Below are 20,120 nucleotides of genomic sequence, written 5' to 3' on the forward strand. Positions count from 1 at the left end.
GGCGAGGTCGGAAGCGGCGGCTGCCGTTGTAAGCATGATTACCGTCAGATCAGCGGTCTTCGGTGTAGCGCGGATGATCTCGAGCACCTCAAAGCCGCTGAGCTTGGGCATTACAAGATCGAGGAGCACCAGATCCGGCCGCTGGGCCTCGATGACCCGCAACGTGTCCTCGCCGTCTACCGCCTCGATCAGTGTGCATCCAAGAGGTTGAAGTGCAACGCTGACCAGTCGTCTGATGAATGTGTTGTCATCGGCGATAAGTATCGTTTTGTTTTGCATCGCGGGTACGTCCATCCCCAGCGGACAGGTTTTTCCGAAGCGCCCCTTCAAATAGTTATTCCACCTTGGTCGCTGGATTCCTGTAGATTGCCGCTCTTGGAATTCATGGGACGAAAGATCGATGTTTGGTGCAGGGGTAAAGGCGTCTGCGTCGAAATTAATTTTGATAGGGCCGGTGTCAGATGGGGGCAAGAAGTGGAATCCAAAGAGGCCGAAAGACGCGAAGGCATGCACGTCCGCGCGTTGATGTCGCAAGCGGATGAGGGGTTCATCGCCCTGGATGACGGAGCGCGTGTCCGGATATTCAACGAGTCAGCTGAGGCTTTGCTCGGAGTCGCCCGAAGTGAGGCGAAGCAGCGAACCTTGCTCGAGCTTGGACTGTCCGAATTGCATCAGGCAGCAAGTGATGTCCTGGAGTGCGGTGATGCCGTTTCGATAGTGCTGGAAACAGGGAATCGCGTTTTGAGCTGCAGGGCCACCGCGTTTTGCGACAGAAAAGGTGGTGGCGTTGCCATTGTGGTTCGGGATGACACCGAGCTTGTAATGCAACACGAGCGATCGGTTGCGATCCTGGAGGGAATCCATGATGGCCTCGTCGTCTTCGCGCCAGACGGCAGGGTCACATATATCAATCCGGCTGCATGCGAGATACTCGGCGTTACGCACGAAGACACGGTGGGAATCTGCACCTCGATGCGCAAGCTTCTAGGCCTCGAAAGCGCCTGCTCTCAGGATACCAACGCTTTTCCTTTGACAGAGCCCGGCGCTGATCTGATCGGAGGAGGCGGGTTCGAGGAGGTCGAGCTCTCAGAGCCTGTGCACAGGATCCTGGCGGTTCGCACTAATGCTGTTACAGACAGAAGCGGCAAGTACCTCGGGTGTGTTTCCACCCTGAGTGATGTTACGGCGGAGCGCGAAATCGCAGTGATGAAGAACGAGTTCGTCTCGATGGTAAGCCATGAACTGCGCACACCACTTACCTCGATCAAGGGATACGTGGACCTGATTTTGGAGGACGCCGCGGGAAGCATCAACGAGACCCAGCGCGAATTCCTGGAGATAGTGCAGGAGAACTCGGACAGACTCGTCTCGCTCATCAACGACCTTTTGGACATCTCCAGAATCGAATCCGGCAGGGTTCATCTGAAGGTAGAGCCGCTTGAAATGCCCGAGGTCGCGCGCGGGGTTCTCGATACCTTCAGAACAGTTGCCGATAAAGGTCGCGTGACTTTGGAGATGAGCGCCTCTGAGGGGCTGGGGAGAGCCGCCGGCGATCGCGATCGGGTCGGACAGGTACTGATGAATCTAGTCAGTAATGCGATCAAGTACTCACCGGGCGGTGGCAGTGTGCGAGTGTCATTCTCCACTTTGGATGGAAAGGTACTGACCGAGGTGACCGATACCGGCATCGGTATCTCGGAGGAGGATCAGAAAAATCTCTTCACGAAGTTTTTCCGGGTCGACTCCACTTTAACACGCGAGATCGGCGGTACCGGGCTCGGGCTTTCCATATGCAAAAGCGTCGTCGAGCTTCTCGGCGGTGAGATCGGAATGCATAGCGCCGAGGGGCAGGGCAGCACCTTCTGGTTCACGTTGCCTGTGGCCACGGTGGATCTGGTTCGGGTGCCCTCAATCGAGGGTCCGGCGTCCGCTGCGGGCGTGGTCCTCGTGGTGGACAGCAATCCGGAGATCGCCGAGCTGATATGCACTTTTCTCTCCAACCGGGGCTACCATACATGCAAGGCCTTTTCCGCCGAGGATGCGGTACGGATGGCCCAGGAGATTCGACCATCGCTCATCACGCTCGATGTGGTTCTTGAGGACACCGATGGCTTCGGTCTTCTCGAGCGGCTCAAAGAGGATGATTTCTGCTCGAGGATCCCGGTGTTGGTTGTCTCCGTTTCCTGCGACGAAGGAAGGTCCCTGCGCCTGGGGGCTGACGATTACATAGAAAAGCCCATAGACGCAAAGCAGCTTATCCAAATCGCGGATGCGCTAGTGGGACAGGTCGCCTCGCCAGTGGTTCTTGTAGTCGATGACGATCGTTCGATTGTGAGTGTGCTGGCCGAAACGCTCAAGCGCCGTGGATTCGCGGTGCTCTCGGCGTATGACGGGGCGGAGGCGATGGCTGCGGTGAAAAAACGCAGTCCAGACCTGGTTTTGCTCGATCTGATGATGCCGGTCATGGACGGATACGAGGTTATCGCCGCGCTGAAAGGAGCCGAGGAGACCAGCGAAATACCGATAGTCGTGATGACCGCTCACAGGATCGATCAGCTCAAAATCGATCTTGTCGAGATGGCCTCCGACCGGTTAGCCAAGCCCATATTGCCAGAACAGCTTGCCGAAAAGGTTGAAGCGCTGTTGTTGAATAGGTCGGTGTGAGGAATGGCCAGAATATTGGTAGTGGATGACGAGCCTCACATCCTCAAGCTGGTGAGTTTTTCACTTTCGAGCGCGGGGTACCAGGTGTCTGAGGCGACTGATGGCGCTGCGGGGATCTCCGCAGCGACCGAGATAAAGCCCGACTTGATTCTCATGGATGTGATGATGCCGCTGATGACCGGGTATCAGGCGCTCGAAAGGCTGAAGGCCGATCCTGAGACGGCGGAGATTCCGGTGGTCATGTTATCGGCGAAAAGTCAGCTCTATGAACAGGAGGAAGGCTTGCGGTTAGGGGCGGTAAGGTACATATGCAAGCCTTTCACGCCCAAGGTGCTGGTGCAAATGGTTGAAGAGGTACTATCAGGGGTGCATGAGAGGAGTTGAGCAACGATGGCCAGAAAGATTCTTGCCGTTGATGATGAGCCTTCGATCGTCCGTCTTGTCACAGCGGCTCTCAACGCAAGGGGCTATGAAGTCGTCGCCGCGGCCAACGGCGAAGAGGCCCTGGAGATGGTCGCCCGCGAAAAGCCGGATCTCATCGTGTGTGACATTATGATGCCCAAGATGGATGGCCGTGAGGTCGCCAGGCGCCTAGCGGCTGATCCGGCAACCAAGGGGATACCGCTTATCTTCCTTTCGGCCATAGGAGACATCAAGGACCAGCTGAGCACTCTGGATGAGGGCGGGCAGGAGTATCTCACCAAACCGTTCAATCCTTCTGAGCTCGGAGACTATGTGGATGCTATGCTGGATCCGTCGAGAAAAGGTGAGATAGAAAAGTTGCGCAGGCAGCACGTGGGAAAATTGCGCGCGATGACGGAGATAATGCAGCGCAGACGGGGCTGATTGCCTGGCCCGTTGGTGCACCTCGGGTCGCTTGGCGCCGGAACAGGACGAGGTTATGCGCGAGATAGACTCCGAGGGTGTTCCCATCAAGGTTTGGGCCACCGAGATAGATGACTCAACGATGGCACAGGCTCGCAATCTGGCGAATCTGCCGTTCGCTTTTCGGCATGTCGCTATAATGCCCGACGCGCACGTCGGATACGGGATGCCAATAGGCGGGGTATTGGCTGCGATCGACAGAATCATACCGAACGCGGTTGGACTCGATATCGGCTGCGGCGTATGCGCGTGGAGAACCGGAATATCCGCCGAGGAGTTTCTCGGCCATCGAAGCGCGATATTGAATGACGTGCAGCGAAGCGTGCCCCAAGGGTTTCATTGGCATCGCGAGAGTCAGAGGCACAGGACAGATCTGTTCGACTCGATCCCGGAGATTGCACTATTGAGTGAGCAGGCCCACAAGATAGAGCGTCAGGCAGGTACATTGGGGGGAGGAAACCACTTCATCGAGTTCCAGCGTGACGGCGAGGACGTCATCTGGATCATGGTTCACTCCGGTTCCCGAAACCTGGGTAAGCAGGTAGCGGAGCACTACGATGCCATAGCGCGGAAAATCAACGCCGCTGAGGGCTGGAAGGTGCCCAAAGCATGGGAGCTGGCCTATCTCGATATTTCCAGCCCTGAGGGCCGCGAATATCTTCAGGCCATGGCGTGGTGTCTTCGCTTCGCCAGGGAAAATCGCCGCCTGATAGCGGATTCGGTCCACACTGTCGTGGTCAGGCGCTTTCCGCAAGCAAGTTTTGATGACGTGATCGACGTTCACCACAACTACGCCGCTGTCGAGACTCATTTTGGGCGGGAAGTCGTGGTTCATCGGAAGGGGGCGGTCCGGGCGGTCGGGCGCGTCATCGTTCCAGGCTCGATGGGCACCGCCTCGTACATTTGCAGAGGCCTTGCCAATCCCGACTCATTTGAGTCTTGCTCCCATGGCTCGGGACGGGCGTTGGGACGCAAGGCGGCCATGCGCGCCATATCGCCGGAGTCGGTTAAGGCCCAACTGAAAGATAGCGACGTCGAGTTCGTCGCAGCGAAGAAGGGGCGTATCGCCGAGGAAGCGCCGGCCGCCTACAAGGACATAGAAGAGGTCATGAACGAGCAATCCGATCTTGTTGAGCGGGTAGTCAGGCTGCTGCCTGTGGGAGTCGTGAAGGGTTGAGGCGAGAAGGCCGATCAGCTACTCGCGCCCGAAATCCCGGCGATCATTCCGCCGAAGTATGGAATCAGCCAGATCAGCCAGACAACCAGGCTGTAGCGGTGAAATCCTCGGCGCGCGGTTTCGGTTCCGAATAAGGCGACATAGGTCGCCCAGATCGCATGAGCAAGCATCAGCGCGAGTGCGGCAGTGCCCGTAATGTCGTGGATGACGCTTGACTCGTGCCCGGCGACCTTCAGCCCCTTCATCAACCATGTGCCGTAAGCGTCCCAGGTAAGCCCCAGCCAAAACGCGATGACGTGCCACAGCTTTAGGTCGCGCGCGAATCGCTCGCCCCACACTCCCGCAGTGTAGAAAATAAAGGCGAGTGACATAACGATCGATGGCCATATCAGGTGTTCGAGCATGAGTCATGATAGCATCGCAGCTTGACCCTCGCCGGTTATTTGGCTATCCTGTGCGAACGATTCTAGTTCAGCGAAGGAGGTGCAAAGAGAAGATCATGGTTCGCCTGTCCGTGTTTGTGATGATGATGGACATGATGATGACCCAGCCCGGGTCTGGTCGCGTTGGCGGCTGTTCCGGGCGCCTCGGCCACCCGGCCGGACGCTAGGTCGGGTACATCTGTTTCATCGACACAAACAACGAAAGGCAGGTTTATCATGAGTAACTCTGATGCGCCCCGAGTACCTGGTTTTGACACAATAGCCGTTCAGGGCGGCACCGCTCCTGATCCCACGACCGGCTCACGCGCCGTACCGATCTATCAGACGGTGGCGTACAATTTCCGCGATACCGAGCATGCAGCCGATCTTTTTGGCTTGCGAGCGTTCGGCAACATCTACTCCAGGATCATGAATCCAACCAACGACGCTCTTGAGCAGCGTATTGCATTGCTCGAGGGGGGAACCGCGGCCCTGGCGACCTCTTCCGGGCATGCGGCTGAGGTGTTGTCGCTGCTCAATGTGGCGGGGGCCGGCGACTCGATTGTGAGTTCGAACTCCCTGTACGGCGGCACCTGGAATATCTTCCTGCATACATTTCGCAAGCTCGGCATAGAGGTGCGTTTTGTGGAGACCACTGACACCGACGGTTTTGCCGCCGCATCGGACGCGACCACGAAGGCGTGGTTTGTGGAGACGATCGGCAATCCTCGGCTGGATGTACCCGATATCGCTGGCTTGGCGGATGCGGGACGTTCCCTGAACATTCCGTTGTTCGTGGACAGCACGTTTGCGACTCCGTATCTTTGCCGACCTATTTCGCATGGCGCGGCCGTGGTGATTCATTCGCTTACCAAGTGGATAGGCGGACACGGCACGTCGATCGGTGGCGTTCTGGTCGACGGCGGTAACTTCGATTGGGGCGGAGGCCGGCATCCGTGGTTCACTGAGCCGGACCCGAGTTACCATGGCCTAAAGTTCTGGGAGGTTTTTGGCAACTTTCCGGGTCTTGGTAATGTCGCTTTCGCGATCAAGGCCCGAGTCCAGCTGCAGCGGGATTTCGGCGCGTCACTTTCACCCTTCAACGCGCAACAGGTTCTTCTCGGCCTGGAGACGCTTTCCTTGCGGGTGCAACGTCATTCTGACAACGCACTGGCCGTGGCCAAGTACTTAGAGGAGCATCCCAAGGTGGAATGGGTGACATACCCAGGACTTGAGACCCACCCGACAAGGAGCAACGCCGAGCGGTATCTGGAAAACGGGTACGGCGGGATCGTTGTTTTCGGTGTAAAGGGCGGCAGGGAGGCTGGCCGGAACCTGATAGATGGGGTGCAGCTCTTTAGTCACCTGGCGAATGTCGGTGACGCGAAGTCGCTCATAATCCACCCATCCACTACGACTCACAGTCAGCTTTCCGCCGAGGAATTGCAGGCAGGTGGCATCTCCGAGGATCTGGTACGTCTCTCGATAGGTATCGAGGATGTCAATGACATAATCGCCGATTTAGAGCAGGCTCTCGAGAAGGTGTGATGCAGGGTGAACGCCTCTAACGTCATACGTCTTCCCGCTGGCTTGCGCCTGGCCGGCGGTGGATATCTTCCCAAAGTCGACATTGCGTATGAGACTTTTGGTGAGCTTGACGAGCATCGCGCCAACGCGGTGCTCGTCTGCCATGCTCTGTCTGGGGACTCGCACGTAGCCACTGGGCCTGGCGCCGATGGCAAGGAGCGCCTGGGTTGGTGGGAGCCTATGGTTGGACCGGGGAAAGCGATCGACACGGACAAGTATTTTGTCATCTGCAGCAACGTGCTTGGAGGTTGCTCTGGGACGACCGGCCCGAGCTCCATCGATCCACAAACCGGCAGACCTTACGGACTGAATTTCCCGATGGTAACGATCGAGGATATGGTCGATGCGCAGGCGGCGCTTCTGGATGAGCTGGAAATCGACTCTCTGCTCGCCGTGGTCGGCGGTTCAATGGGCGGCATGCAGGCGCTTTCATGGGCTCGGCGATATCCGCAGAGGGTAGCCAGCGTGATCGGATGCGCTACCACCTGGCGGCTGTCGCCGCAATCCATTGCGTTCAACGAAGTGGGCCGCAGGGCCATTCTCGGCGATCCTGGGTTTATGGGCGGCGATTATCACGACGAAGGGCAACCTGAACACGGCCTGGCGATAGCGAGGATGATCGGGCACATCACATATCTGTCCGAGGAGTCGATGCGGGACAAGTTCGGTCGCCGACTAGCCCTGCCCGATGGGCATGCGTTTGATTTCGTGACCGAGTTTGAGGTCGAGAGCTACCTTGCCCATCAGGGCCGGAAGTTTGTGGAGCGGTTTGACGCGAACACGTATCTATACATGACGAAAGCCATGGATTACTTTGACCTTTCGCGAAAGGCCGGCTCGCTCACAGACGCCTTGCGAGGGATAACCTCGCGTTTTCTGCTGTTGACATTCTCAAGTGACTGGCTTTTTCCGACACGCGAGACGCGTCAGATCGTGGATGCGCTCAGTGAGGCCGGTGCGCATGTCAGCTTCGCTGAGATTGAAAGCCCCTATGGGCACGACGCATTCCTACTCGAGCCCGAACGGCAAGGATCATTCGTTGTGCCCTTTTTGGCTAGCGTGTATTCGGAGAGGGTGACTTCATGACCACCGCTGATCTGTTGCGGGCCGACCTGCGGCTCGTCAAGGACATCATCCCCGCTGGCAGCCGGGTCCTTGACTTGGGTTGCGGAGACGGTTCGCTCATGGTGCATCTTGGGAAAGAGAAAGATTGCGAGGTCCGGGGAATAGAGATACTGCCCGACCGGGTTGCGACTGCAATTGGGCGCGGTTTATCGGTCGTTCAAGGCGACCTCGACGAGGGACTGGGAGCGTTTCCCGACAGAAGCTTCGATGTAGTGGTTCTTTCCCAGACACTTCAGGTAGTCCGCAGGCCAGCTTTTGTCCTAAAAGAGATGCTGAGGGTGGGTAGGTGCGGTGTGCTCACCTTTCCCAACTTCGGGCACTGGCGCATCAGGGCCTACCTGACGCTTCGTGGCCGTATGCCGGTATCAAAGTCGATCCCTTACACCTGGTACGACACCCCCAACATCCACCATACCACCCTGAAAGACTTCCGGGAGTTCGTGGCTGCTTGTGGCGGTGTAATCGTCAGGGAAATACCGCTGACTGTCTCGGCTTGGAGCAGCGACGCCAAGCCGCGAAACATCTTACCCAACCTGTTTGCCGACACCGTACTGGCCCTCGTGACGTCAGAGGATGTGGATTCCCCCTGCTGACATGGTAATCTAGGAGTCGTGACTGATCTCATCATAGATGCTAGTGAGGATATGGGTACACTCGGTCAATTCGGGTACTCTTCGGCGATCAAGGAGATGTTTGAGTCTTACGCCGAGGAAGGGACGATCCTGGCCAGGGTGGCGCGTGTCGACCGGGGGATGCCGATAGTCGTCACGGACTCGGGGTTTATTCGCGCCGAGCCCGCCTCCCACCTGCGCAAAGGCCCCAAGAAGGCGACGTGTCTGGCTGTCGTCGGAGATTGGGTCGCGCTCTTGTGCCCTGAGGGACACAGGCCCGTGATCCAATCCGTATTGCCGCGATCAAGTGAGTTTTCGCGAAAGGATCCCGGATCGGAATCCGGCCAGCAGGTGCTGATCGCGAACATCGACATCGTCTTTGTGATGCAATCTCTTTCGGGATCGGGCGTCAACGTCAACAGGCTCGAGCGCGAGCTGGTCCTAGCGTGGAACAGCGGCGCAGCCCCTGTTATCGTGCTGACCAAGGCCGACCTGGTGGAGGATCCCGCGCGCGGTGCGGCTCTGGCGAGTGAGGTCGCCGGCGGAGTCGAGGTCATCGTCGAAAGCGCTGTGACAGGCGAGGGTATCGATGAGATCCGCCGATATATACAGCCAGGCATGACAGCCGCGCTTCTCGGCAGTTCTGGTGTGGGCAAGTCGACGCTTGTCAACCGCCTGATGGGCGAGAAGCTGGCGGCGACGAACCAGACGCGCGACTTCGATGACAAAGGGCGGCACACCACAGTCGCGCGAGAGATGTTTCCTCTGCCCGGCGAGGGAGTCGTCATCGACACGCCCGGGATGAGGGGGCTTTCTTTGTGGAGCGCGGAAAGGGGCATGAAACTCGCGTTCAGTGACATCGAGCAGCTTGCACAAGGGTGCCGGTTCGCCGATTGCAAGCACGTGTCCGAGCCAGGTTGCGCCTTGATCGAAGCCGTGAAAACCGGCGAGATCTCCGAGAGGAGACTGAGGAGCTGGCACACCTTGCGCGCCGAACTTGATGAACTGGCCGCACGTCAGGTCTATACTACTTCTCGGAGAAGGTCACATTCGACCGAACGGAAAGGTAATCTGTGAGGACACATCGGTTCCAAAGCCCATTCGAGCATTGGCGTAGTGGCCTGGCTGCCGAGATTGCCGTGTTTGCGGCTTTCTTTCTGGTGCTGGCCGGTATGACCTTGCTGCTCGCGCGAGTCTTTTAGGTCAGGACAAAGCCGTGTGGCTCAGGATGCACTGGAAAGATATCCGGATAGTACTCTATTACACCGGGCTTTTCGTTATCGGCATCGGTGTTTTGATGGTGATACCGCTGGTTACAGCGATCCTGTTTCAGGAGTGGAACGCCGCGCTTGATTACCTGGTCGGAGCATCCGCCGCGCTGGCGATAGGTGCCGCGCTGCGTTTTGCGAGAGTCGAAAACCCCAAGGTGAACCATACCCATGCACTTACGCTGACGGCCCTTGGCTGGCTTGCCGCATCGCTGGTAGCGGCGATCCCGATGTGGCTGTCACCAAACTATCCCGGTTACCTGGACGCGCTCTTCGACGCGATGTCCGGGCTTACCACCTCCGGGCTGACCGTGGCGGTCGACCTGGATCACATGGCGAACGCACACAACATGTGGCGACATCTGATGCATCTCATAGGAGGCCAGGGAATTGTCGTGGCGGCCCTTTCACTGGCGATAGGTTTACGCTCCGGCGCCTTCTCGCTTTATCTGGCCGAAGGTCGCGAAGAGCGGATTATGCCAAATGTGATTCACACCGCAAGGTTCATCTGGTTCGTGACTGCCGCCTATGTCCTGATAGGTACCGTGGCTCTTACTCTGGTCAATCTTCATCTTGGAATGGATGCCGCAAGAGGCATGTTACATGCCTTTTGGATTTCGGTGGCAGCCTATGACACCGGTGGTTTTGCCCCTCAGTCGATGAACGCGCTTTACTATCACAGTTTTCTCTTCGAGGCGGTCACGGTGTTTCTGATGGTGGCAGGCGCCATGAACTTCAATCTCCACGCGCAGGTGTGGCGAGGCGATCGTGCGGAGCTTTGGCGAAACATCGAAACCAGAGTTCTGGCAACGAACACATTCATTCTGTCCGCGCTTGTCGCACTCGCTCTGGGCGCGACAGCCGCATTCGATGGGCCCTTTGAGATCCTGCGCAAGGGTACCTATCATGTGATCTCCGCGCACACCGGCACGGGGCACCAATCCATCTACTCCTCCCAGTGGATTACCGACTACGGCGGCGGGGCGATTGCCGCAATACTTCTGGCTATGGCCGCGGGCGGCGCCGTGTCTTCCACAGCAGGTGGCATCAAGGCGCTGCGCTTGGGTATGATAATCAAGACGGTTTTTCATCAGATCAAGGCGGCGACGTCGCCACGCTCGGCGGTAGTGACAACCAGATTTCATCACCTAGGCGAGAAGTTCCTGACTCCAGAGATCGCGAGCGCTTCGGCTATCGTATTTATCCTGTACGTCCTGACCTATATCACTGGGGCCTTGATCGGTACGGCCTACGGTTACGGCTCTGCCGAGGCGTTGTTCGAATCGATTTCCGCCACGGCCAACGTTGGTCTTTCGGCAGGCATAACCAGTCCGGATATGCCAGCTGGGCTGAAGCTCCTCTACATCTTCCAGATGTGGGCCGGTCGATTGGAGTTCATCGCGGTGTTCGTGCTGTTCGCGCAGGTGGCACTCTCGCTAGCCCCGGCGAATAAGGGCAAGCGATGAGGCGTCCGGCGGCTATCCTGGCATTGACGATTGTTTTGTCAGCTGTCCTCATCGGCCAGGCTCATGGAAGGCAGGCCTTTACTCCGGACGAACTGATCAAGATCGATCGCGATCTCGACGGAACGCGAGTGACCATTGAGGGAGAGGCTATCGGCGAAGACCTTCGGGCCGACGCGAAGCATCGCTGGGTCAATCTGCTGGGTGAATCTGTGGCGGTCGGAGTCTACATGCGCAATGCGGACGCGGCGCTTATCGACGACTTCGGCTCGTACAAGCACAGCGGTGATATAGTCCGGATCACAGGCATTGTGAACATCGCCTGTGATCAGCATGGCGGGGATTTCGATGTTCACGCCGAAATTGTGCAGGTAATATCTGAGGGACAGCCGATCTCGCGGCCCCCGCAGATGTGGAAGCTGGTGCTGGCAGCTGTACTTTTCGCCGCGTTCGCGGTGATGGCTGTTGTGTACTCGCGTCGCCGGCCCGGCGGAGTGTGAGCACCAGATAGCCTGGTGTAATCGGGGCTCAGAAGGGAAATCGGTACGATCGTGATTTCTGACAACTCAAATATGACCTTCGGGGCCGAAGGTCTGATAGAGCTTTCCGATGTCGTCAAGGTGTACGATACCGGCGAGGTGCCCTTTACCGCCCTCAAGGGTGTGAGCCTGCGCGTATGCAGTGGTGAGTTCGTCGGATTGATCGGCAAATCAGGGTCGGGCAAAACAACGCTGATCAACATGATCACAGGCATCGATCATCCGACCGAAGGCTCGGTTCAGGTTGCAGGCGCATCAGTTCACTCCCTGAACGAAAACCGGCTGGCAATATGGCGCGGCAAGACCATAGGCGTGGTTTTTCAGTTCTTTCAACTTCTGCCGACGCTGACCGTGATCGAAAACGTGATGCTGCCCATGGATTTTTGTAACGTTTACGATCCGGCGGAACGTCCCGCAAGAGCCATGCACCTTCTCGAGCAGGTGGAGATGGCCGACCAGGCATACAAGTTGCCGAGCGCTATCTCTGGGGGGCAGCAACAAAGGGCTGCTATCGCGAGGGCCCTGGCCAACGACCCGCCGATCATCGCCGCCGATGAGCCTACCGGCAACCTCGATTCGAGGACCGCCGAGTCCGTATTCGGCCTCTTCGAGAGGCTGGTGGATGCAAACAAGACTATCGTGATGGTGACTCATGACAGCGATTTGGCATCACGCGTACGCCGTGCGCTCCACGTTGTTGACGGCGAGATAGCCTCCGAGGAGCTTCGCTAGTGGTCGCACCGCGGTGGCGTAAAGTCTTGCGGGACCTCGCGGGGCACAAGTTCCGCTCGCTGCTTGTCGTGCTCTCCATCTCCGTGGGGATATTCGCGATCATTGTGGTGCTCGGCGCTCGAGGCGTACTGCTGCGAGAGTTCGAAGCTGTGTTCGAGGACTCCAACCCGCCGACCGCCACGATATGGGTCATGAACGCCGATGATGATGTGGTGGACGCTGTCGATCGCGTTGCGGGCGTGCGGGCAGCAGAAGGCCGCCGAGTGACTTCACTCAGGTTCGTGATTGGGTCCGCGCCAAAAGAGGGGGCTCCGGCCAACTGGAGCACCATACAGCTACAAGCGGTTCCCGATTTCGAGAACCAGCAGACAGGACGCTTTAAGGTACTTCAGGATCGCTCGCTGCCTCCGCCGAGAGGAGAGGTGCTCCTCGAGCAGTCCGTCCTGACTATGCACGATCTTTCGGCGGGAGATATCGTTACCGTCGAGACTCGCGAGGGGAAGCACGTGCCGCTTCGCGTCGCAGGCTTTGCGCATGACATCAATGCGTTTCCGGCCCACTTTGTGGGGTATTCGACCGGCTTCATTTCGATGGAAACACTTGCGCTTATCGATGAGCCGGACCGATACAACATGATCTCGGTATTGGCCGAAGATAGGGAGATCACGAGATCGGAAGCGGGGACCCTTGTAACGGCAGTACGAGAAGACGTCCTGGACAGCAGGGGCATTCGGGTTCTGCACTTCGACGTTCCGGAGCCTGGCAGCCACTTTCTCGGAGATATATTTAGGGCAATCTCCTTGCTGCTGCTGGCTTTGGGGGCCCTGAGCATGCTCCTCTCCGGCTTTCTGGTTGTGACCACCATTCAGGCTTTTATGTCTCAGCAGGTGCGACAGGTCGGGATAATGAAGGCCATCGGCGGGAGCACGTCACAGATCAACTCGATGTACATCGGCATGGTACTGGCCTACGGAATACTCGCAGTCGCGCTCGGGCTCCCTACGGGGATTCTGGCCGCCCAGTGGTTTGCGGGATTCGGTGCCGAGCTGCTCAACTTCAGGATCACGACGTACGAGCCACCGCTATATGTAATTGTGATCGGCGTAGTCATGGGCATCGGCTCGCCTCTTCTCTCCGCGATCGTTCCTATTAGGGCGGGGACGAAGATGCCGGTGGCACGGGCACTTGTTGCAACAGGGCTTTCGCGAACCGTTTTCGGGCATGGCTTGATCGACCGCTTGCTGGGACTTTTGCGCGGATTGCCCAGGCCGATAGCGCTGAGTCTGCGCAACACATTTTTGCGCAAGGGGCGACTGGCGCTTACGCTGACGACACTGACGCTTGCGGCTGCGGTTCTCATGAGCGTGCTGACGGTGAGAAGCTCGATATTGCAGACGGTGGACACATTGAGCGTGTGGCGTTTCGATGCGCGCCTTACACTGAGCGGATTCGAGCCAAAGGAGCGAGTGCTCGATATCGCCGAGCGAGGAACCGGCGTGACGCTTGCCGAAGGGATGCTGGAAACAAGCGCGATCCTTCAGCGAAGCGACGGAACCGAGGGGGATGCGGTAAGCTTCGTGGGTCTCGCTCCCGAGAGCCCCTTTGTCGCTCCGCGGATGGAGCAGGGACGTTGGCTTGAGCCCGATGATACTCACGCCATAGTAGTCAACACAGATGCTCTTGAAGCTGAGCCCGAGCTTTCGGTTGGCCGAAGTGTGGAGCTTGAGATTGCCGGAATCACCCAGGAGTGGAGAGTTGCAGGCGTAGTGTCTACCGGCATGATGGGCGCGGTCGTCTTTGCGCCGATGGAGCAGCTGGACGCGATGCTCAACGATAGAGACTTAGTGAATCGGGTTTTTACGAATACCATTTTTGGCCATCAGAGTGCCCAGAAACAGGCTGTAAGCGATCTGCTTCGGCACTATGAAGACGCTGGAATCCAGGTCTTATCGACGCAAACGCAGGTTGAAGAGCGCGATACCTTGGCCGAACAGCTTGGCATCCTGGTGACATTCCTCGCTATAATGGGCGGACTGCTCGCCGCAGTAGGCGTTATTGGGCTGGCCGGCACGATGACTATCAACGTTCTCGAAAGCCAAAGACAGATAGGCGTCATGAGGGCAGTTGGCGCGAGCCATCGCTCGATCTACTCGATTTTCATCACCGAAAGTGTGGTGATCGCACTGCTGGCCTGGGCCATCGGCGCTGTAATTTCCTGGCCGATGAGCCTCGCTTTGGTTCGTATGCTCTCAGGAGCGATGGATCTGCCGCTCGTGTATGCTTTTTCCTGGCAGGGGGTCGTGTGGTGCCTGTTGGCAGTGCTTGTGGTGGCTGTGGCCGCCAGCCTGCTTCCGGCCTACCGTGCGTCTCAAGTGAGCGTACGCGATGCGATTGCGTATGAGTGAAGGGAGCTAAATGCCCGGAACAGGGGTCATAGTCAACGTCCTGGCGATACTCGCGGGCACGGCCTTGGGACTGATCTTCGGCCGCCTGATATCCGAGAGGTTCAGGAGCATCGCCTTTGTCGCGATCGGTATCTCGACCATGATCATCGGGGCAGGGATGAGTATCGGCGGATTGAGCGCCTTGGGGAAAAGCCATCTCGGCGACTACGCCGCGATAGTGCTCGTCGGTTCGCTCGTCTTAGGCTCGCTGCTGGGGGAGGCGATCCGGATCGAGCATCATCTCGAACGCGTCGGCAAGGTGCTGCAAGCAGCCGCTGTGCGCTCGCCAATTTTGTCGCCGGGCAGATCCAGAGAGCCCGGGGAGAAGGGCCGGACGCTGGTGGAGGGCTTCGTCACCGCATCACTGCTCTTTGGCGTGGGCGCGATGACGATTTTAGGCTCGATCCAGGACGGACTGGGTGATCCTTCGCTACTCTATCTCAAGGCGATGCTCGACGGGATCGCCTCGATCGCCCTTGCCACGACGCTAGGAGCCGGGGTTGGCCTGTCGGCTCTCCCGATCCTGATCTTGCAGGGCGGAATCGCGGCGGGAGCCGGAGCCATCGAGCCGATCATCACTCCCGCTGTCATAGACGCCATTCGCGCTTCCGGAGGCGCGTTGATCTTCGCGATCGGGCTGGACCTTTCGGGAGTCAAAAGGTTTCCGGTAGGCAACATGCTTCCCGCGATATTTATCGCCGCTTTTCTCGCAGGCTGGCTGGGGTGAGCGCCGAGAACCACATTCCCGACGACATTGTCGGCGGCGAGGCGTCGTCCACGGAGGAGTCCGTCCGGCTGGAGATCCCAAAGTTCAACTGGGGGGCATTTTTCATCCCTCCGATATGGGGCATAGTGAATCGGCAGTGGTGGGGTGTGCTGTTCCTTCCGGCGTGGGTGTTCGTCGACAACATGCTGCGAAGCGAGAGTACGCTGGGTGCGTGGACCACTGTGGCGGGTGGCGGCATGGCGGTTGCGACACTGGCGCTGCAGACGGTATACGCCCGGCTTGCCGATTCTCTGGCGCTGCGCCGTGTGCAAACGATCGCCGAGTACGACAGATACATGCGCTACCGGCGCGTCTGGGCTGTTGCCGGCTTCCTGGTCGTCGTCGGGATGGGCGTCTGGATCACCCTCTTTATTTTGAGCGGCGCACCTTCGCAGTGACCTGATAGGCGCTCGGGCAGACGTCTGAAAGAAAGCAGACCTCACAAGCCGGTTTCTTGGCCGTGCAGACAGCTCGGCCGTGGCAGATCAGATCGTAGTTGACGCGGTACCACTTTTTCGGCCCAAGGACGTCCATCAGGTCGCGCTCCACCTTGTCGGGCGTTTTTTCGGTAGACAGGCCGAGTCTGTGCGCAAGGCGAAACACATGAGTGTCTACGGCTATGCCCACTACCTTGCCAAAAGCGGCGCCAAGTACGATGTTCGCCGTCTTTCGCGCCACGCCCGGCAGCTGGATGAGCTCCTCCATAGCGTCTGGTACCTGGCCGTCGAAATCAGTCGTGATCATCCGCGCAGTCGCGATTATGTTGCGCGCCTTCTGCCGAAAGAATCCCAGGGAGTGCACCAGCTTTTCGACGTTGGCCTGCTCTGCGTCGGCCAAAGCCGCCGGCGTCGGGTAAGCGGCGAACAACTCCGGTGTTGCCCGGTTGACGGCTTCATCGGTGGTTTGCGCCGATAGAATGACCGCAAGCAGAAGCTCAAAGGAATTTCGATAGTGCAGAGCGGGCCGAGGGTCGCCATAAGCCTGCGCCAGTCGCTCGGCGTAGATGGCGGCAAGGGCTCGGCGTTTCTCGGCGGGCAATGCTATCGCCGACTCTGGATTCATGGGCTTTCCGTCTCTTTCTGAAGGCCGGATCGATCCACGCAAAGGATATCAGTTTGGTTCTCTTGACGCTCCGGTTACCGGCGGCTACCCTACATGAGCCCGCGACGGCCCGCGAGGAGAACGCGATAGATGGCCCTCATCGACCAACTGCTACCTTCTTTGAGATCGTGCGCCGAGTTTTCGGCGGTTAAAAGAGTTGCCGAGCAAGGCGCTGATGTCACGCTCATGGCGCCCGGCCTCATTCGTCCGCTGCTTGCATCGGCGCTGTTCACGCTACGCCCGCGGCCTCTGCTGTGTATAGTGCCCGGCGAGGAAGGCGCGAGGCGCTTCACGCATCAGCTCGCGGCGTTTCTCGGCCCGCAGAGCGTCCTTCGCTTTCCCGAGTTCGGAGTTGCGCCCGGAAGCACCGAATCGCCAGAGTGGCAACTCGCCGGCAACAGGGCAAGCGCTCTCTACTCGCTCATGGAGGGTCGCCCGAATATCGTCGTGGCAAGTGCGCGTTCGCTGCTCAAAAGGCTTCCGTCGCCAGAGTCGCGCCTATTCGATCCGCTGGTGCTTGCGGCTGGAGCGCCGCTAGACCTGAAGGAGGTGGCGCGCAGGCTTCAGCGCATGGGATACACCAGAGCTGAAATCGCGTCGGAACGAGGCTTTTTTGCGATCAGGGGAGGCATCCTCGATGTGTTCCCCGGCGATATTTCGCATCCCGTGCGTGCCGAGCTTTACGGCGATGAGATCGAGACGCTTCGAAAGTATGTGCCGTCCACAGGTCAGAGCATCGGGGATATCGAAGCCCTCGAGATCTTCAGGTGCGGCGAGGTCGCTCAGATAGGTCTGGCCGAGAGTCTTACCGGGCTTACCAGCTACCTTTCGCCCGAAGCGGCGGTTGTTCTGGTCGAGCCGGCCTCACTCTTTATCGACGCCGCAAAGAGATACGACGAGCTCTCCTCGGCGGCCATCTCGAAAACGTCTGTGGAGGAGCGATTCATCTCCCCCGGAGAGCTAGATTTCGGCTCCTTTCCGAGGATGACGATGCTTTCGCTGCTGGCTGGTGAAGGGTCGGTGGACGCGAAGTTTTCCGCCAGGCGGCCGGAGGCGCTCGACACCCAGGAGCGCTTTGTGACCGGCATGCGCTCTCTTGCCGAGAAAGGCTACACCGTTGTTCTTACCGCGCCTCGGCAAAGGTCGCGCGAGAAACTGCGCTCCGCGCTTGCCGACGCAGGTGTGACGGCGCGTCTTTCCTCGGCTGAACTGCCCGCTGGATTCATCATGCCGGAGGCCCGGTTGGCCGTTGTGAGCATCGATGACATTCAGCCCAGATCGACTGCCACCAGGAGAAACGCCGCGGAAGTCGATCCCTCCAAGGTCAAGTTCGCGTTCACTCCCGGCGACTATGTGGTTCATGCGTCTCACGGAATAGCGCTGTTCAAGGAGGTCGGGCGCAAAGAGGTTCTCGGCGTTGAGCGCGAGTATCTTGTGCTGGTATACGCCAAGGGCGACAGGCTCTACGTCCCCGTCGAGCAGATCGACCGCGTCAGCAAGTACGTCGGCCCGCAGGGGACGATGCCGCGCATCACGAGGCTAAACACCGCCGACTGGTCGAAAGCGACGAGCAAGGCCAGGAAGGCGGCGCGCACGCTCGCGTTCGATCTGGTGGACCTCTACGCCAGGCGAGCCTCGGTCACCGGCCACGCGTTTTCTGCCGACACTCCGTGGCAACGCGAGATGGAGGCGGCCTTCCCGTACATCGAGACCCCTGATCAGCTATCGGCTATCGCTGATGTGAAGGAAGACATGGAGTCCGACTCGCCGATGGATCGCCTTATCTGTGGAGATGTCGGCTATGGCAAGACAGAGGTAGCCATTAGGGCCGCGTTCAAGGCCGCCATGGACAACAAGCAGGTGATGATCTTGTGCCCGACGACGATTCTGGCACAGCAGCACTTCATAAACTTCTCTGAGCGCTTCGAGCCGTTCGGTGTTCGGGTGGAGGTTCTTTCAAGGTTCAGAACCCCGGCCCAGCAGGCGGTATCACTTGAAGGGTTCGCCAAGGGCGAAGTCGCCGTTCTTATCGGCACGCACAGACTTCTATCGCGAGACGTTTCGCCCCGTGACCTAGGACTGGTCATCATCGATGAGGAGCAGCGATTCGGCGTCGAGCACAAGGAGCACCTAAAGAACCTCCGTGAGCAGGTTGACGTGCTGGCCATGTCGGCGACCCCGATACCCCGGACGCTGCAGATGTCGCTGTCGAGCGTGAGGGATATGAGCGTGATCGACACACCTCCGGCAAACCGGCATCCCGTCCAGGTCTGTGTCTGCGAGTGGAACGAAGCTACCGTCTCCGAGGCTGTCTGCCGAGAGCTGGAGCGCGGCGGGCAGGTCTACTATGTATCAAATCGCATCGGCGGAATCGATGACGCCGTAAGACGCGTACTCGCGGTAGCACCTGAAGCGAGAATAGGCGTCGCGCATGGAAAGATGAGCGAGAAGCGGCTCGAGCACATCATGGAGAGCTTCTCGGCAGGGGAGTTCGACATCCTGGTGGCCACCACGATCATAGAGAGTGGAATCGACAACCCGCACTCGAACACACTGATCATCGAGGACTCCCAACGGTTGGGGCTGTCTCAGCTCTATCAGCTGAAAGGCCGAGTCGGAAGGAGTCATGTTCGGGCGTTCGCCTACTTCATGTTCCCGAAGATCGATGCGCTTACCGAGCAGGCCGTGGAGCGGTTGGCGGCTATTCAGGAGAACGCCGAGCTGGGCAGCGGGATCAAGATCGCGATGCGGGATCTTGAGATTCGCGGAGCGGGATCGCTTCTCGGCGGAGAACAGAGCGGAAACTTCAACGCGGTCGGCTTCGATCTGTTTGTGGAGATGCTTCGCGAGGCGGTAGCCGAGGCGCGCGGTGAGCCGGTCGTCGCGTTTCCGGAGGTCAGGATCGATCTGCCGGTAGCGGCGTTTCTGCCGGAAGGGTATGTGACCGAGGTCGACGAGCGGGTGAGGCTCTACCGAAGACTTGCGGGAGCGACCGGTCTGGAGGCGCTCGAGCAGATCGAGAGGGAGTTGCTTGAGCGCTATGGCGACGCTCCCGAGCCAGCCCAAAACCTTGTGGCCCTGGCGAAGATCAAAATACTTGCTGCCCAGGCCGAAGTGACGCGCGTTGCGGTCGTGCGCGATAGGTTACAACTGGCACCGGTTCGTCCTGGCCCGGCGACCCGAAAAAGTCTTATCTCGGCGGGAGCTGTGCTCTCCGAAAAGGACTTCACGCTTACGAAAAATTTAAAGTATGGAGGTTCTGCGGTAGAGGCTGCGCAAGAGATTCTAAATGTTATACTTCGTGAAAGCTGACAACGAATGACAATATAGGAGGGC

General features: G+C 58.6%; 18 protein-coding genes. 15 read left to right on the forward strand and 3 right to left on the reverse strand.

Translation table 11 applies throughout. From position 1 onward, the window contains the following. A partial coding sequence (locus KGZ89_07970) for a response regulator (protein MBS3974783.1) occupies positions 1 to 279 on the reverse strand: 279 nt, incomplete at its 3' end. A gap of 195 nt (positions 280 to 474) precedes the next feature. Here KGZ89_07970 and KGZ89_07975 point away from each other — a divergent pair. From KGZ89_07975 to KGZ89_07990, 4 genes are read left to right on the forward strand one after another with little or no spacing between them, the layout of a single operon-like run. Next, entirely contained in the window at positions 475 to 2,664 is a 2,190-nt protein-coding gene (locus KGZ89_07975) for a response regulator (protein ID MBS3974784.1), read from the forward strand. 3 nt (positions 2,665 to 2,667) lie between these two features. Further along, positions 2,668 to 3,048 (forward strand): response regulator, encoded by a 381-nt coding sequence (locus KGZ89_07980; protein MBS3974785.1) that lies wholly within the window; start codon positions 2,668 to 2,670, stop codon positions 3,046 to 3,048. Positions 3,049 to 3,054: 6 nt separating this feature from the next. Then, positions 3,055 to 3,510: a response regulator gene (locus tag KGZ89_07985; GenBank protein ID MBS3974786.1), complete on the forward strand. Its 456-nt coding sequence runs from the start codon at positions 3,055 to 3,057 to the stop codon at positions 3,508 to 3,510. 55 nt (positions 3,511 to 3,565) lie between these two features. Continuing rightward, a complete protein-coding gene (locus KGZ89_07990) occupies positions 3,566 to 4,726 on the forward strand; it encodes an RtcB family protein (protein MBS3974787.1) in 1,161 nt (386 codons plus the stop codon). Between the two features lie 14 nt (positions 4,727 to 4,740). On the opposite strand, the gene KGZ89_07995 is transcribed toward KGZ89_07990, so the two are convergent. Further along, positions 4,741 to 5,130, reverse strand: coding sequence for a TIGR03987 family protein (locus KGZ89_07995; protein ID MBS3974788.1), 390 nt, complete (start codon positions 5,128 to 5,130; stop codon positions 4,741 to 4,743). A gap of 255 nt (positions 5,131 to 5,385) precedes the next feature. Here KGZ89_07995 and KGZ89_08000 point away from each other — a divergent pair, with 255 nt between their 5' ends. From KGZ89_08000 to KGZ89_08045, 10 genes are all read left to right on the forward strand, one after another. Next, positions 5,386 to 6,696, forward strand: a complete 1,311-nt coding sequence (locus KGZ89_08000) for an O-acetylhomoserine aminocarboxypropyltransferase/cysteine synthase (GenBank protein ID MBS3974789.1) — start codon at positions 5,386 to 5,388, stop codon at positions 6,694 to 6,696. 6 nt (positions 6,697 to 6,702) lie between these two features. After that, positions 6,703 to 7,821 (forward strand): homoserine O-acetyltransferase, encoded by a 1,119-nt coding sequence (locus KGZ89_08005; GenBank protein MBS3974790.1) that lies wholly within the window; start codon positions 6,703 to 6,705, stop codon positions 7,819 to 7,821. Beyond that, entirely contained in the window at positions 7,818 to 8,453 is a 636-nt protein-coding gene (gene metW / locus KGZ89_08010; protein MBS3974791.1) for a methionine biosynthesis protein MetW, read from the forward strand. The genes KGZ89_08005 and metW overlap by 4 nt, the downstream gene beginning before the upstream one ends. Before the next feature lie 18 nt (positions 8,454 to 8,471). Continuing rightward, a complete protein-coding gene (rsgA, locus tag KGZ89_08015) occupies positions 8,472 to 9,548 on the forward strand; it encodes a ribosome small subunit-dependent GTPase A (GenBank protein MBS3974792.1) in 1,077 nt (358 codons plus the stop codon). Between the two features lie 139 nt (positions 9,549 to 9,687). Further along, entirely contained in the window at positions 9,688 to 11,205 is a 1,518-nt protein-coding gene (locus KGZ89_08020) for a TrkH family potassium uptake protein (GenBank protein MBS3974793.1), read from the forward strand. Then, positions 11,202 to 11,702, forward strand: coding sequence for a hypothetical protein (locus KGZ89_08025; protein MBS3974794.1), 501 nt, complete (start codon positions 11,202 to 11,204; stop codon positions 11,700 to 11,702). The genes KGZ89_08020 and KGZ89_08025 overlap by 4 nt, the downstream gene beginning before the upstream one ends. 72 nt (positions 11,703 to 11,774) lie before the next feature. Next, positions 11,775 to 12,473 carry an ABC transporter ATP-binding protein gene (locus KGZ89_08030; GenBank protein ID MBS3974795.1) on the forward strand — a complete coding sequence of 233 codons (699 nt, stop codon included), beginning with the start codon at positions 11,775 to 11,777 and terminating at the stop codon, positions 12,471 to 12,473. Next, complete coding sequence (locus KGZ89_08035; protein ID MBS3974796.1) at positions 12,473 to 14,878, forward strand: ABC transporter permease; 2,406 nt, start codon at positions 12,473 to 12,475, stop codon at positions 14,876 to 14,878. The genes KGZ89_08030 and KGZ89_08035 overlap by 1 nt, the downstream gene beginning before the upstream one ends. 10 nt (positions 14,879 to 14,888) lie before the next feature. Then, positions 14,889 to 15,644, forward strand: a complete 756-nt coding sequence (locus tag KGZ89_08040; protein ID MBS3974797.1) for a DUF554 domain-containing protein — start codon at positions 14,889 to 14,891, stop codon at positions 15,642 to 15,644. After that, positions 15,641 to 16,081 carry a hypothetical protein gene (locus KGZ89_08045; GenBank protein ID MBS3974798.1) on the forward strand — a complete coding sequence of 147 codons (441 nt, stop codon included), beginning with the start codon at positions 15,641 to 15,643 and terminating at the stop codon, positions 16,079 to 16,081. The genes KGZ89_08040 and KGZ89_08045 overlap by 4 nt, the downstream gene beginning before the upstream one ends. Here the strand turns inward: KGZ89_08045 and nth are convergent. Beyond that, positions 16,053 to 16,745, reverse strand: coding sequence for an endonuclease III (nth, locus tag KGZ89_08050; GenBank protein ID MBS3974799.1), 693 nt, complete (start codon positions 16,743 to 16,745; stop codon positions 16,053 to 16,055). The genes KGZ89_08045 and nth overlap by 29 nt on opposite strands. A 129-nt stretch (positions 16,746 to 16,874) precedes the next feature. On the opposite strand from nth, the gene mfd reads away from it, so the two are divergent. Next, entirely contained in the window at positions 16,875 to 20,096 is a 3,222-nt protein-coding gene (gene mfd, locus KGZ89_08055) for a transcription-repair coupling factor (protein MBS3974800.1), read from the forward strand. Positions 20,097 to 20,120 lie beyond the last annotated feature (24 nt).

It is taken from the genome of Actinomycetota bacterium (assembly GCA_018334075.1).
Taxonomy (GTDB): domain Bacteria; phylum Actinomycetota; class Coriobacteriia; order Anaerosomatales; family UBA912; genus JAGXSC01.